The organism is uncultured Lacinutrix sp., assembly GCF_947500605.1.
In the GTDB taxonomy this organism is placed as follows: domain Bacteria; phylum Bacteroidota; class Bacteroidia; order Flavobacteriales; family Flavobacteriaceae; genus Lacinutrix.
Genome location: NZ_CANMSJ010000003.1, coordinates 77570 through 92717 on the forward strand (window position 1 = coordinate 77570; position 15148 = coordinate 92717).

Consider the following 15148-nt stretch of genomic DNA (forward strand, 5'->3'; position numbering starts at 1 on the left):
ATTAAATTCTCTATAGGTTTGGTAGGGTATGTAGATAAATATTAAATAGAATTTTAACACAAAACCTTCCGTTTTATTTTTAACTTTAAGGCTTAAAATAATATTATCATAAACAATCATGAAAAAAACTACATTTACTTTTTGTTTAATGTTTTTTTATTGTCTTGCTGCTTTAGCACAACAAAAAAATAGTAATCAGAAAACATCTAAAAACTCGTATCAAGAGTTTGAATTAACAGCAGAAACTATTAATTCAATCAATACAACAGGTTATGCTCGTTGTTTAACAGATGAGAACGAAATTGCTTTGAATAAAGAATTTCCTAATCGCTCAAGTACTCAAGAATTTGAAGAGTGGTTAGCTCCTAAAATAGCTAAATTAAAAGAAGATAGATTAGCAGGGAAGTCTTCTATGTCTGTTTTTAATATTCCAATCGTTGTTCATATTATTCATAATGGAGATGCTATAGGAACAGGTGAAAATATTACTGATGCTCAAGCTTTATCTCAAATTCAGGTAATGAATGAAGATTTTAGAAGATTAGCAGGAACAAGAGGTGGTGCTAACACAACAAACTTAGCTGTTGATGTAGAATTAAATTTCTGTATTGCACAGGTAGATGAAAATGGAGCAGCTACATCTGGTATTGTAAGACATAATATAGCACCTTATAGTAATGATGTTGCAGATGGTGCTGGTGGAGCAGATTGGGAAATTAGATCAGATGTTCAAGCAATGAAAATGGCAACACAATGGGATCCTACTAAGTATTTAAATATGTGGACAATAAGAGCAGGAGGATTATCATTGCAAAATGGAGGTTTATCAGGTCTTTTAGGTTATGCACAATTTCCAGATAATACACCTGGATTAGGAGGTTTAAATGCTTCTGGAGGATCTGCTAATACAGATGGTGTAGTAGCGTCTTTTGATGCTATGGGAACTAACGATGCTAATGACGGTACTTTTATTTTAAACCCAACATATAACTTAGGACGTACAATGACTCACGAAGTTGGTCACTGGCTGGGCTTAAGACATATTTGGGGAGATGGAGATTGTACTGCAGATGATTTCTGTGCAGATACACCAAACGCTGGTGATGCAAATTACACTTGTGATTTAACAGCAGATTCATGTCCAACATCAGCAGGAAACGATCAAGTACAAAATTATATGGATTATACAAATGATGCATGTATGGATACGTTTACTCAAAATCAAAAAGATAGAATTCAAGCTGTTATGGGAGCATCTCCTAGAAGAGTTGAGCTAAATACATCTACTGCTTGTACTGTAGAGCCTACTATATATATATCTTCTACATTATTAGAAAATATTAATGAAGGTAGTGATTGTGACTTTACAGATGTTGTAATAGATTTAAGTATTGCTACCGCAGCTTCTGCAACAGCAACAGTTAACTTAACAAATTCTGGAACAGCTACAGAAAATGAAGATTTCGAATTCATTAATAACTCTGTAACAATAGCAGCAGGAACAACAACGACTAGTAATAGTGTTATTTTAAGAGTTTTTAACGACAGCTTTGTTGAGGCAGACGAAACTATTAATATAGCAATAAACGTAACAACTACAGGAGATGCTGTTGCAAGTACAAATAATTATATTACTACTATTCTTAATGATGATTCTGTAATAGCAGATACAGCAACAGTTACTTATTTTAGTGACAATTTTGATGATGAAGATATTTCAGATTGGACATTAACAGATAGTGATGGAGATGCTAACAACTGGGGAGATTTATTTGCTATTGGTGATGGTGCAGGCGGTTTTGTAACTCCAGTATCATTAATTTCAAGATCATGGCAAACTAATCCATTAACACCAGATAACTGGGCTGTTTCACCAGCAATAGATTTATCATCTGCTAGTGGTACAATAACATTAAACTGGATAACACAAGTTGCAGCAGCAAGTTGGGATGCAGAAAAATATAGTATACACGTTGGTACAGTTAACGATATAAGTGTTTTAATCAACTCTGCAACTTCATTAACAGAAACTTTAGGAGATGCAGGCGACACTGGATCACCAACAGCGCATACTTTAGATCTTTCTGCAATGGCAGGACAGGCACAAGTTTATATTGCTTTTAGACATTGGGATACTGTAGATCAAGATTTTATTTCTATAGACGATGTTACAGTAACTTCAGTTGTTGGAACAGAAGTACAAACCATTGTAAATAATGCAACTTTAGATAGCAATAATCTTAATGGATCAGGAAATGCATTTTATATAGATTCTAGTTCAAATAACATTATGTTAGATATAGACAACACAGGTGGTTTCGATTACGGTTGTACTACTGCAGAAGTTTCTAGAGATGTTGCAACAGCAGGAGCAGATGCAGTGCAGTATAGCGATTCAGATCCATCTAATTTTGTTGCAGCGAAAACATTTGATGTAACAAGTGTTAATGCAAGTGCAACAGATGCATCAACAATTAGCTTTTATTTTACAGAAGCAGAGCTTGCAGGATGGGAAGCGGTAACAGGTAACGATAGATCAGCATTGTATGTTAAAAATGATACAACAGATGAATCTGCTGCGTTAACTATAACAGCATTTGGAACAAATCATAAATTAACAGCATCTTTAACAACAGGAGTTGCAGGAACTTATTACTTTGGTACATTAACAGCGCTTTTATCTGTAGATAACTTTAATTTACAAGATACATTCTCAGTGTATCCTAACCCAAATAATGGAGAATTTACATTACAATTTAGCTCAGTTTCTAAAGACGTAACGTTATCAGTATTCGATATTAGAGGTCGTTCAGTTTACAAAAAATCGTATACTAACTCAGGAACATTTAAAGAGACTATTAATTTAGGAAACGTACAATCTGGAATGTATTTATTAAACATAAATAACGACGGAAGAACAATTACTAAAAAGATTATTGTAGAGTAAGATTACAACTACTAATATTTTTAAAAACTCCGAAAGCAATTTCGGAGTTTTTTTATGGTGTTACTTTTGCTACAAAAAAGCAAAAGTCAGGCTATCCGTTATATCTTTTTTTGTCATTACTTCGTTGGCAGGAATCCATAGTCAAGAAAATAGACACATAATTAAACTAGTATTAATTTTAAGAAAAAAAAGGATGCCACTTCTATCCTTAACACAGAGCAACACTTAAAAATAAAATAATAACTTAGCATCATGAATTTATCTTACTGGGAAATAAAAACATGGTTAACCAACATAGATTATACAGTTGTTGGAAGCGGAATAGTAGGCCTAAATTGTGCGTTACAATTAAAAGAACAATACCCAAAAGCAAACATTCTTATATTAGAAAAAGGAATGTTGCCTCAAGGAGCAAGTACTAAAAATGCAGGATTTGCATGTTTTGGCAGTTTAAGCGAGATTATAGACGATTTAAACACGCATACAGAACAAGAAGTAATAGAGTTAGTTAAAAAGAGAGTTGAGGGCTTAGCGCTTTTAAGAGACAATATAGGAGACAAGACTATTGACTACCAACAATTGGGAGGCTACGAATTGTTTCAAGACACTAATTCTAATTTATTTCAAAACTGTATTTCTAAAATAACAGAGATAAATAATTTATTAAAACCAGTATTTAATGCAGACGTTTTTAGTTTGAAACCGAATAGTTTTCAGTTTAAAAAAATAAAAGAAAACACTATTTTTAATCAGCTCGAAGGGCAGATAGATACAGGTAAAATGATGGAAGCTTTGCTTAAAAAAGCACAAGCAAAAGGCATTAAAATATTAAACAATATTTTAGTCGAAGAATTCTCAGATAACGAGAACACCGTAAATATAAAAACAAACCAATTTGAGTTTACATCTGCTAAATTATTAATAGCCACAAATGGTTTCGCATCACAATTAATAAAAGAAAAAGTAAAACCAGCAAGAGCACAAGTATTAATTACAAAGCCAATTAAAGATTTACATATAAAAGGCACGTTTCATTTAGATGAAGGTTACTATTATTTTAGAAATATAAACAATAGAATCTTGTTTGGAGGTGGAAGAAATTTAGATTTTAAAGCAGAAGAAACCACCGAAATGTCTCAAACAGATCTCATTCAAAACAAGTTAGAAGAGCTGCTTAAAACGACCATTTTACCAAACACACCATTTGAAATAGAACACCGTTGGAGCGGAATCATGGGTGTTGGAAGTCAAAAAAAACCAATAGTAAAACAATTAAGTAATAATGTGTTTTGTGGTGTAAGACTAGGAGGAATGGGAGTTGCTATTGGTAGCACTATTGGGAAACAGTTAGCAGATATTACTTTGTAACTAAATGAAAAAAATCTTCGAATTTTTAATTAAAGTTTTCTTTTGGGGCGTTGTGTTTTCGGTTGGATTAGTACTTGTGTTTAAGTATGTTCCAGTACCTGTAACGCCGTTAATGGTGATTCGTTATTTTGAAAATACTTCAGATAAAAAAATGTGGAAACACGATTGGAAACCAATAGAAGAAATTTCTAAAAACATACAATTAGCTGTTATTTGTACTGAAGACCACAAGTTTGTAAAACATAACGGCTTTGATATCGAAGCCATCGAAAAAGCTTACGAGCATAACAAAAAAGGCAAACGCGTAAAAGGAGGAAGTACAATAAGCCAGCAAACAGCAAAAAATGTGTTTCTTTGGCCACAACGCAGTTGGTTTCGTAAAGGATTGGAAACGTATTTTACTTTTTTAATCGAAAAAATTTGGAGTAAAGAGCGTATTCTCGAAGTCTATTTAAATAGTATAGAAATGGGAAATGGTATTTATGGCATTGAGGCAGCATCTCAATATTGGTTTAATAAACCAGCAGCTAAGCTAACAGCTTATGAAGCTGCAGCAATAGCTTCTATATTACCAAGTCCAAGAAAGTATCGTGCGAATCCTGCTTCTGCTTATATTCAAAAGCGGAAACAATGGATTGTAAATCAAATGCAGTTTTATGGTACATTAGAACTAAAAGAAAAACAATGAGTATAAAAGAAAAGCTATATAATTTATGTCTAGAGTCTATTGATGCTCGTTTGTTAACAGTTAAGGCTACAATGGATGAAATTCAAGAATCTTTACTTAGTGAGACTAAAAGCAGCGCAGGAGATAAACACGAAACAGGTCGTGCTATGCTACAATTAGAAAGAGAAAAAGCAGGAAACCAATTGGCTGAAATTTTAAAAATAAAGACGAACCTATCTAAAATTAATGCGAGTAATCAGTCTAAAAAAGTGATACTTGGTAGTGTAGTTTATACCAATAAAGCAAACTATTTTATAAGTATTAGTGCTGGAGAATTGGAGGTGGATAGTATTAAGTTTTATGCTATTTCTCCTAATACTCCAATAGGCCTTTTATTGATGTCGAAAACGGTTGGAGATACCATTGCTTTTAGAGCCAATGAATTTACTATTACTGAGGTTTTATAATTATAAAGATATAGAGAGGTAGATTTCTTTCTTTTCTTCAAGCTCTATTTCGCTTTCAAAAAACACTCTATTCCCGTCTAAATCAGCTTCAATTAAATAATGATTCCCTTTAAAATAAGCATCTTTAACAGTTGCTTTTAATTGAGATTGTTCAACTACTTTTAATTGATGTGCATACACAATAACATCGTTTATAATATTAAACTCACCAAAAAAGGAAGCGATTAAAGGAGTTTCTGGCTTTTTGTATAATTGCTCAGGCGTATTATAGGCTTCAATTTTATTGTCGTTTAATACCATCATTTGGTCAGCAAAACCTAAAACATCTTCTTTGTCGTGAGAAGCAACAATACATGTAATATTCTTATCTTTTAAATATTTGAAAATATTACGACGTAACGATTGTTTTTTGAAATTATCGATATGGCTAAAAGGTTCATCTAATAACAAAATCTCTGGTGCATTTGCTAAAGCTCTAGCTAAGGCAACACGCTGTTTTTGCCCACCACTTAATAATTTTACTTTAGTTGATGCTAAAGCAGTAAGTTCTACAACTTCAAGAAGTTCTGCAGTACGTTCCTTTTTTTCTTCTTTATAAAAATTAGACAGGTGTTGTCCAATATTTTCAGCGACAGATATATAAGGTTCTAACTCAAATTCTTGCGCTACATATTTCATGAAATCGTAACCAATAACAAGATTGTGTTTTGGACCAAGAATTTGTTCTTTTTTCCAGAAAACAGTTCCGTTATTTAAGTCGTATTCTCCACGAAGTACTTTTAAAAGCGTGCTTTTTCCACAACCACTTTCGCCAATTACAGCAAGGTATTCTCCTGGCTTTACATTAAAAGAAAGGTCTTTTAAAACTGGTGTTTTTTTATATGAGAACTTGAGGTTTTTTACTTGAAGCATAGTACAAAAATAACATAAAAAAAACCGCTCAAAAATTTGAGCGGTTTTAAATTGAATAATAGGGCGTTTTAATTCCAACCGCCACCTAAAGCTTGGTATAACTTTACGTTAGCTAGTAATTGGTCTCTTTTAGTTTCTATAATTTCTATTTTAGAATCTAAAGCTTCGCGTTGTGTTAGTAACACTTCTGTGTATTCTGCTCTTGCAGATCTAAAAAGCTTAAGCGATAAATCTATAGACTCTGTAAGCGCTTGTACTTGATCTTCTTTTAAAGAATAGCTTTTTTTTAGATTTTCGACATTAGATAATTGATTTTGTACTTCTATAAACGCATTTAATATCGTTTTTTCATATTCAAAAACAGCTTGTAATTGTCTATCATTTGCATTTTGATATTCTGCTTTAATCGCATTTCTATTAATTAAAGGAGATACAATATCACCAACTAAAGAATAAGCTAAGGATTCGGGAGTGTTAGTTAAAAACTTAGGTTTAAAAGCTTCAAAACCTACACCTGCTTTAATACCAATAGAAGGATAAAAGTTAGCTTTTGCAATATTTACGTTTAATTTAGAAGCAGATAGTTCGTATTCTGCTTTTCTAATATCTGGTCGATTTGCTAATAATTGAGAAGGAATACCTGAATACATTGTATCTACTGTTTTGGTAATAAAACCGTTAGAACTTCTCTTTATAGACTGTGGATATCTACCGACTAGAAAATTAATTAAATTTTCTGTTTCAACTATTTTTTGCTGAATTTGAAACTTATTACTTTGGTTTTTGTAAACCTCAGCTTCAAATCGTCTAACAGCCAACAAGGTTGCTCTCGCAGCTTCTTTTTGAAGTTTAACCATTTTTAAAGCTTGTTGTTGAATCTCTAAATTTTGTTCGATAATTTCCAGCTGATTGTCCAGTGCCATAAGTTCGTAATAAGAACTTGCAATTTCTGTAACCAATTGCGTTACCATAAAATTCTTACCTTCAATAGAAGCTAAATATTCTAGGACAGCAGCTTTTTTTCCATTGCGTAACTTTTTCCAAATGTCTAGTTCCCATGAAGCAGAAAGTCCTGCTGAAAAATTAGTTAATGGTTCTGGAAATTCTTCTTCTTCACGAATGTCAAGGTGTTTTTCTACAGCACCATTTCTAGTGAATTCTCCAACTTTTTCTACCTCAGCACCAGCATAAACACCAACAAAAGGTAAGTATTCTCCTTTTTTTGCTTTTATTTCATTTTTAGCCATATCTACTTGCTGTAACATCATGTTTAGCTCTTGATTATTAGCTAAAGCAGTATCTATTAACGTTACTAAATTAGGATCTGTAAAGAATTCTTTCCATTTAATAACTGCTGTATTAGTGGTGTCTTCTGTTTCAGAGTTATACAACTCTGGAACCGTTTTGTTTTCTTCTCTAACAGTTCTAGTCGGTACACAAGAATACAAGGATACTAGTGCTAAAACACTTACTAAATAGAGTTTTCTAACTTTTATATTTTTTATAAAATTATTCATCTTTGTTTCTTTTACTTAGTTTTTTAAATAGACTTTTAAGTTTACTTATTTGCTCGGTATTCTCTTTTGTTTGTAAGCCAGCAGATTCACTATTTCTAATAAATTCTTCAGATAATGGTTCAAAAGATTCATCTTTAATAAGACTTTTTCCTTCTGCCATTTTTGCAAATATGTAGTATAAACCAGGGATAATTAGTACGCCTCCAAGCGTTCCAATAAGCATACCTCCTAAAGAGGAGCCTCCAATAGTTCTATTGCCAATTGCACCTGCACCTGTTGCCATAACTAACGGAATTAATCCTGCAATAAAAGCAAAAGAGGTCATTAAAATAGGTCTAAAACGGGCTTTGGAACCTTCGATAGCTGCTTCTAAAATTGTAGCACCTTGTTTTTGTTTCTGCACAGCAAACTCTACGATTAATACGGCATTTTTACCTAACAAACCAACGAGCATAATAACACCAATTTGTGCATAAACATCGTTTGCTAGTCCCATAGTTTTTAGTAGGATGAAAGACCCAAATACACCAACAGGAAGTGATAATATTACCGCAAATGGTAATAAGAAACTTTCGTATTGCGCGGCTAAAACAAAATAAACGAAGATTAATACTATTATAAAAATGTATGTAGATTCATTTCCTCTACTTGCTTCATCGTATGATAAACCTTCCCAAGCAATATCATATCCTCTTGGTAGTTGTTCTGCAGCAACTTCTTTAATTGCTTTTATAGCGTCTCCACTAGTAAATCCAGCAGCTGGTAGGCCTCTTATGGAAGCAGAATTGTAAAGATTGTATCTCGTAATTTCATTTGGTCCAAGCTTCTTTTTAATCGTCATAAATGCAGAATAAGGTACCATTTCTCCTTCTTCATTTTTAACAAAAAGCTTTTCAAGATCCGATGGTAAACGTCTGTATTCTGGTCCTGCTTGTGTGTAAACCTTAAAAAATCGACCAAAACGGATAAATCCTTGTTCGTAAGTGCTACCAATTAAAATGTTTAGGTTTTCCATTGCTTTACTAATGGTAACACCTTTTTGCATTGCAATTTTATTGTTTATTTTTAGTTCGTATTGCGGATAATTTGCTGAGAAGAATGTAAATAAACCAGTAAGTTCTTTACGTTTTGATAAAGCATCCATAAAGTCATTATTTATGCTTTCAAAATGATGATAATCTGTCGAGTTTGTTTTGTCTAATAAACGCATGGCAAATCCTCCAGAAGAACCAAATCCAGGTACAGCTGGTGGTTCAAAATACTCAATAACGGCACCTAAATCTTTGGTTTCTTCTTCAAGTTCTTCCATGATTTCGTGCACAGAGTGTTCTCGATCCGACCAAGGTTTTAGGTTAATTAAACAGGTACCGGCATTTGAACCTCGACCTTCGGTCATAATCTCATAACCAGCAAGAGAAGATACAGATTCTACACCTTCGGTTTTTTCACATATTTTCTGAAGTTTTTTGGCTACTTCATTAGTACGCTCTAACGTTGCTCCTGGTGGTGTTTGGATAATGGCATAAATCATTCCTTGATCTTCATTAGGAATAAAACCTGCAGGTAGCACTTTGTTAGTCAGGAAAATACCGACACAAAAAGCTGCTAATATTCCAAAAGTTACAATACGTCTTGCTACAATTTTATTAAGTATTGCAACATACCTTCCTGTAAGTTTCTCGAAACCTCTATTAAACCAAAGAATAAACTTATCTACAAGCGATTTTTTAGTTTTTCCATGATTATTTTTAAGTAACATCGCACATAAAACAGGTGTTAATGTTAAGGCAACAATAGCTGAAATAACAATAGAACCAGCCATAGTAATTGAGAATTGACGATAAAAAACACCAACAGGACCTGACATAAAGCAAATAGGTATAAATACCGAAACCATAACTAAAGTAATAGCTATAATAGCACCTCCAATTTCACCTAAAACTTCATAAGATGCTTTGTATGGTGTGAGGTGTTCTTCCTCCATTTTAACATGCACGGCCTCGACGACGACAATAGCATTATCGACTACAATACCAATGGCTAATACCAATGCAAAAAGTGTTATTAGGTTTATGGAAAGTCCGAATAATTGCATCACAAAAAAGGAACCTATTAAAGATACTGGTACCGCTATAATAGGAATTAATGTAGAACGCCAATCTCCTAAAAATAAGAATACCACAATGGCAACTAGAATAAAGGCATCTCTAAGTGTGTGTAAAACTTGTTCTATAGAGGCATCTAAAAAGTTAGAAACATCATAACTAATTTGAAAATCGACATCTGGAGGTAAGTCTACTTCTAGCTCTGCTAATTTTTCTTTTACGGCTTTTATAACATCGCTACCATTTGTTCCAAAGGTTTGTTTAAGTACTATAGAAGCCGATGGTTTGCCATCTAAATTAGAGTAGATGTCAAAAAACTCACTTCCTAAATCAACATCTGCAATATCTTTTAATTGTATAATTTCACCTTCTTTATTGGCTCTTATAATTATCTCTTTGTATTGATCGGGCTCATTATACCTATTTTCATAAGTTAAAACATATTCTAGGGACTGCGAGGTCATACCAGAACTTCGACCTAAACGACCAGGCCTGGCAAGAATACTTTGTTCTTCCATGGCTTCTAAAACTTCTTCGGCAGAAATATTATAAGCTCTCATTCGGTCTGGTTTTAACCAAACACGCATAGCATACTTTCTACTTCCTAATATTTGAGCACTTGCAATACCTTTAATACGTTGTATTTCTGGAATAACCTTAGTGTAAGCATAGTTGTAGAGAAACTTTTCATCATTGTTTTTGTCTGCACTAGAAAGGTTAACGTACATTAACATACTAGGTTGAATAGGTGTTATAATTACACCTTCTCGTTGTACTAATTCTGGCAGTAATGGCATTACTTGATCCACACGTGTTTTAACCCTAACAACGGCTTCGTTTGGATCTGTACCGGGTTCAAAAATAACACGAATGGTTGCTTCTCCTGCACTTGTCGCATCAGATGCGATGTAACGCATATCTTGCACGCCATTAATGGCTGTTTCAAGTGGTATTAATGTAGAATTTACTAATACTTCTGAACTTGAACCTGGATAGGCGATAAAAATATTTACCGTAGTTGGTGCTATTTGTGGGAACTGAGATATAGGGAGTTGCTTAATGGCAAGTCCACCTATAAATAGAATGATAACCGAAATGACAATAGCCAGAACGGGTCTTTTTATAAATTGTTTAAACATGTCTTTTGTAGATTAAATTCTAAAATTATTCAGCGTATAAGTCTAATTCAGACATTACTTTGTTTGGCTCTAAAAACTTAGTTTCTATTTCTTCATTGTTTTTAACCATTCTAATACCTTCTAATAAAATGGTGTCATTTTCGGTAAGTCCTTCGCTTACAATAAATAGATGAGGCAATTCTGCACCAATAGTAATTCCTTTTTGCTTAACAACGTGGTCTTTATTTACAACAAAAACATAGGTTTTATCTAAGATTTGAAAGGTTGCTTTTTGAGGAATTATAATGACATCTTTAAATGGAGCACTCATTAAAATACTACCTGTTTCACCATGTCTTAAAATACCATCTGGATTAGGAAACGTCGCTCTAAAAGCAATGTTTCCTGTTTCGCTATTAAATTCTCCTTCAATAGTTTCTACAATTCCTTTTTGGTTGAACTGTTTATTGTTAGCCATTAGTAAGCCAACTTCTTTTTTAATGTCTTTGTCTGCGCTGGTAATATAATCTAGATATTCTGCTTCTGGTACGTTAAAGTATACCCACATTTTGCTGTTGTCAGAAAGCGTAGTAAGTAACTCGCCTTCGTCTAAAAGACTACCTTCTCTAGCTTCTAGATGGTCCATAATACCATCAAAAGGTGCTGTAATTCTAGTAAAACCTAAATGTGTTTGCGCTAAAGAAACTTCAGCGTTAGCTTTGTCTAAATTAGCATTTGCCATAGCCAATTCATTTTGTGAAACGACATTACCATCCGCTAGGAGTTTTGTGTTTTTTAATTCTATTCCTGCAGCATTAGCTTCGGCTTTAGCCTTTTGTAATTCGGCTTGATAAATATTTGGCATGATTTGGAACATGGCTTGTCCCTTTTTAACATGTTGTCCTTCGTCTACAGATATGCTTTTTAGATAGCCTCTCTCTAAAGCTCTTAATTCTATGTGTCTAATAGAATGAATCTGACTAACATAATCTTTTGTTATAGTGGTGTCCTTTTTAATAGGATTGGTAACAAGAAAAGCAACGTGTTCTTTCTTTTCTTCTTTTTTAGTTTCGCAACTTGTATGAAATAGACATGCGAATAAACCCATGAAAATAAAGATTTTTTTCATAATTTTTAATTTGAAATAAATTGGTAAAATAAAATGTGATTGTAGCCAAACCTTGCAAATAGAGCATAAGTATGGCTGTTTGTGTTATATTAATTTATTGTGATGTGGTAACAAATCAATAGATATTTGATTTGCGAAAAGAAAGTATTATCAGATTATGAAAACTGATAGTCTAACGTGAAGCTTTGTCGAAGGTTGACAAAGTTGAGGTTTGTAATGGGTCGCTTCTTCTTGAAGCTGAGCCGATAAATCGCTTAATAATTGTGCATTAAAAAATGTAGAAATATAACTACTAAAAGGAATAATAGTAGCGTTAGAAACGGACTCTTCGTTTTCGGTATCTTCAATTTCAGTGAAATCGAAAATTAATTGAATCTCTTCATTATTATCAATTGTAATGTGAGAACCGTGACTTAAATATTTTTTAGATGAAGCATGGTTTGAAGCTTCAAATTTAAGACCGTTATTTTGTGGGTTGTTAGTATCAACACTAGTATTTGCAAATACGTTGGTAGCTCCTACGAATAAGAAGAGTACTATTAACGATAAATATTTAGTGGTAATTTTTTTCATTTCCAAATGCAAAGCTATACCAATTGACTATTACTGCAAAACAAAAAATGTTTTTTTAAGTGTTTTTTATGAAGAAATAAGGGAATAAAAAAACCTGCAGACTTATTAAAGCATGCAGGTTTTTATATAGTGTAGTTATTTTAGTTTTTAAATTCGTCTTTCATTTTACTAGGCAATACATCATATCCCATATTAAATAGAGTAAATCCAAAAATATCTGCAGCTTGTTCTATGGTTTTGCTAACAGGAGTTCCTGCACCATGTCCGGCATCTGTTTCTATTCTAATTAATGTTGGGTTTGCTCCAGATTGTTTTGCTTGTAATTCTGCAGCAAATTTAAAACTGTGTGCAGGCACAACACGATCGTCATGATCTCCTGTGGTTACTAAAGTTGCAGGATATTGAACGCCTTCTTTTACGTTATGTACTGGTGAGTAGTTTTTTAAATACTCGAACATTTCTTTATTGTCTTCTGCTGTTCCGTAATCGTAAGCCCATCCAGCTCCTGCTGTAAAGGTGTGGTAGCGTAACATGTCTAAAACGCCAACGGCTGGTAAAGCTACCTTCATTAAATCTGGACGTTGCGTCATGGTTGCACCAACTAATAAGCCTCCATTAGAACCTCCTTTTATTGCTAAGTAATCTGATGATGTATATTTTTGACCAATAAGATATTCAGCAGCAGCAATAAAATCGTCAAACACATTTTGTTTTTTTAATTGTGTTCCTGCATCGTGCCATTCTTTTCCGTATTCTCCACCTCCTCTTAAATTAGCGACGGCATAAATACCACCTTGCTCCATCCAAACGGCATTTGTAATACTAAAACTAGGCGCTAAACTTACATTAAAACCGCCGTAACCATAAAGTATAGTTGGATTTTTACCGTTAAGTTCTAATCCTTTTTTATGTGTAATTATCATTGGAATTTTTGTACCATCTTTAGAAGGATAAAAGACTTGAGTACTTTCGTAGTTATCCGAATTAAAGTCGATATCCGGTTTTCTAAACAAAGTTGAAACTCCCTTTTCAATATCGTATTTATAAATACTTCCAGGAGTTACATAGTTTGTAAAAGAGTAGTATAATTCTTTTTCTTCCTTTTTAGCGCCAAAACCACCAGCGCTTCCAATACTTGGTAGTTTTACTTCGCGCACTAATTTTCCGTTATAATCGTATTGAAAAATTTGAGAAACGGCATCTACCATATATTCAGTAAAAAAGTAACCGCCGGCTGTAGATGGGCTTAATACATTTTTAGTTTCTGGAATAAAATCTATCCAATGTTCTGGTGTAGGATTAGAGGCATCGACAGTAACAATTTTTTGATTAGGTGCATTTAAATTGGTTACTAAAAACAACTTAGAATCTACATTTTCTAATAAGTAAGTGTCACTATCTGTATTACCAATAATTTCGACTAAAGGTGCATTGGGAATTGTTAGGTCTTTTATGTATAATTTATTTCCAGAAGTAGAAACGCGTGGAGAAATTAAAAGGTAACGATCATCTTCTGTAACGCTTCCATAAATATATCTGTGTTTTTCTTCTGGTGTGCTACCGTATATAATCTTATCCTCTTTTTGAGGGGTCCCTAATTTATGATAATAAACCTTATGTTGATCTGTTTTTGCAGACAATTCGCTTCCTTTTGGTTTATCGTAACTAGAATAATAGAAGCCTTCATTTTTATACCAAGACATACCGCTAAACTTTACATCTACAATGGTGTCTTCAATAATCTCTTTAGTTTCGGTATCCATGATTAGAATTTTTCTCCAATCACTTCCACCTTCAGAAATAGCATACGCTAACTTTTTTCCATCTTTAGAAAAACTTGTACCTCCTAAAGAAGTTGTACCATCGCTACTAAAGCCATTTGGATCTAAAAATACAGTTGCTGTTTTTGGATCTTCTCCTGTTTTGTATCTGTAAATTACATATTGGTTTTGAAGTCCCGAGTTTTTATAAAAGTACGTGTAGTCTCCTTCTTTAAAAGGTGATCCGATTTTTTCGTAGTTCCATAGTTTGGTTAGTCTCTCTTTTAGTTCATTGCGAAATGGAATGTTATCGAGATAACCATAAGTTGCTTTGTTTTGGTTTTTAACCCAAGACATTGTTTCTTCGCTTCTATCGTCTTCAAGCCATCTGTAAGGGTCTTTTACTTCTGTGCCAAAGTAAGTATTAATTGTATCTACTGTATTAGTTGAAGGATAGTCTACAGTAATTACTTGTCGTTCTTTTTTTTCTTCTTTACAAGACATAAATATTGAAAGTGTTAAAAAGCAAATTGCTAATTTTTTCATAGATAGTAGTTTTATATAACTATAAAAATAAACAAAAAA

Annotated in this window: 10 protein-coding genes; 4 read left to right on the forward strand and 6 right to left on the reverse strand. The window is 33.1% G+C overall.

Annotated features, from left to right (window positions below; all coding sequences use genetic code 11):
* Positions 1-118 precede the first annotated feature (118 nt).
* From Q0935_RS05550 to Q0935_RS05565, 4 genes are all read left to right on the forward strand, one after another.
* Complete coding sequence (locus tag Q0935_RS05550) at positions 119-2947, forward strand: T9SS type A sorting domain-containing protein (RefSeq protein WP_299383169.1); 2829 nt, start codon at positions 119-121, stop codon at positions 2945-2947.
* Positions 2948-3199: 252 nt separating this feature from the next.
* Positions 3200-4315: an FAD-binding oxidoreductase gene (locus Q0935_RS05555; protein ID WP_299383171.1), complete on the forward strand. Its 1116-nt coding sequence runs from the start codon at positions 3200-3202 to the stop codon at positions 4313-4315.
* A gap of 4 nt (positions 4316-4319) precedes the next feature.
* Positions 4320-5003, forward strand: coding sequence for a monofunctional biosynthetic peptidoglycan transglycosylase (mtgA, locus tag Q0935_RS05560; RefSeq protein WP_299383173.1), 684 nt, complete (start codon positions 4320-4322; stop codon positions 5001-5003).
* Positions 5000-5449 carry a 3-oxoacyl-ACP synthase gene (locus tag Q0935_RS05565; protein ID WP_299383176.1) on the forward strand — a complete coding sequence of 150 codons (450 nt, stop codon included), beginning with the start codon at positions 5000-5002 and terminating at the stop codon, positions 5447-5449. Before mtgA ends, Q0935_RS05565 begins: the two co-directional genes overlap by 4 nt.
* On the opposite strand, the gene Q0935_RS05570 is transcribed toward Q0935_RS05565, so the two are convergent.
* The 6 genes from Q0935_RS05570 to Q0935_RS05595 form a co-directional block, all read right to left on the reverse strand.
* On the reverse strand, positions 5450-6361 hold the full coding sequence (locus tag Q0935_RS05570; protein WP_299250414.1) for an ABC transporter ATP-binding protein: 912 nt from the start codon (positions 6359-6361) through the stop codon (positions 5450-5452).
* A 68-nt stretch (positions 6362-6429) separates the two neighbouring features.
* Positions 6430-7878, reverse strand: coding sequence for a TolC family protein (locus Q0935_RS05575; protein WP_299383178.1), 1449 nt, complete (start codon positions 7876-7878; stop codon positions 6430-6432).
* Entirely contained in the window at positions 7871-11122 is a 3252-nt protein-coding gene (locus Q0935_RS05580) for an efflux RND transporter permease subunit (protein WP_299383180.1), read from the reverse strand. Before Q0935_RS05580 ends, Q0935_RS05575 begins: the two co-directional genes overlap by 8 nt.
* A gap of 25 nt (positions 11123-11147) precedes the next feature.
* The gene (locus tag Q0935_RS05585; RefSeq protein WP_299383182.1) at positions 11148-12230 is read right to left on the reverse strand and encodes an efflux RND transporter periplasmic adaptor subunit; all 1083 of its coding nucleotides are present in this window, start codon (positions 12228-12230) and stop codon (positions 11148-11150) included.
* A 150-nt stretch (positions 12231-12380) separates the two neighbouring features.
* On the reverse strand, positions 12381-12803 hold the full coding sequence (locus Q0935_RS05590; protein WP_299383183.1) for a hypothetical protein: 423 nt from the start codon (positions 12801-12803) through the stop codon (positions 12381-12383).
* 140 nt (positions 12804-12943) lie between these two features.
* Positions 12944-15109 (reverse strand): prolyl oligopeptidase family serine peptidase, encoded by a 2166-nt coding sequence (locus tag Q0935_RS05595; protein ID WP_299383184.1) that lies wholly within the window; start codon positions 15107-15109, stop codon positions 12944-12946.
* Between the last annotated feature and the right edge of the window lie 39 nt (positions 15110-15148).

Excerpts from the sequence above, each read along its gene's own strand:
- Q0935_RS05550 (WP_299383169.1), top strand. The coding sequence starts at position 119 with ATGAAAAAAACTACATTTACTTTTTGTTTAATGTTTTTTTATTGTCTT.
- Q0935_RS05555 (WP_299383171.1), top strand. The coding sequence starts at position 3,200 with ATGAATTTATCTTACTGGGAAATAAAAACATGGTTAACCAACATAGAT.
- mtgA (WP_299383173.1), top strand. The coding sequence starts at position 4,320 with ATGAAAAAAATCTTCGAATTTTTAATTAAAGTTTTCTTTTGGGGCGTT.
- Q0935_RS05565 (WP_299383176.1), top strand. The coding sequence starts at position 5,000 with ATGAGTATAAAAGAAAAGCTATATAATTTATGTCTAGAGTCTATTGAT.
- Q0935_RS05570 (WP_299250414.1), bottom strand. The coding sequence starts at position 6,361 with ATGCTTCAAGTAAAAAACCTCAAGTTCTCATATAAAAAAACACCAGTT.
- Q0935_RS05575 (WP_299383178.1), bottom strand. The coding sequence starts at position 7,878 with ATGAATAATTTTATAAAAAATATAAAAGTTAGAAAACTCTATTTAGTA.
- Q0935_RS05580 (WP_299383180.1), bottom strand. The coding sequence starts at position 11,122 with ATGTTTAAACAATTTATAAAAAGACCCGTTCTGGCTATTGTCATTTCG.
- Q0935_RS05585 (WP_299383182.1), bottom strand. The coding sequence starts at position 12,230 with ATGAAAAAAATCTTTATTTTCATGGGTTTATTCGCATGTCTATTTCAT.
- Q0935_RS05590 (WP_299383183.1), bottom strand. The coding sequence starts at position 12,803 with ATGAAAAAAATTACCACTAAATATTTATCGTTAATAGTACTCTTCTTA.
- Q0935_RS05595 (WP_299383184.1), bottom strand. The coding sequence starts at position 15,109 with ATGAAAAAATTAGCAATTTGCTTTTTAACACTTTCAATATTTATGTCT.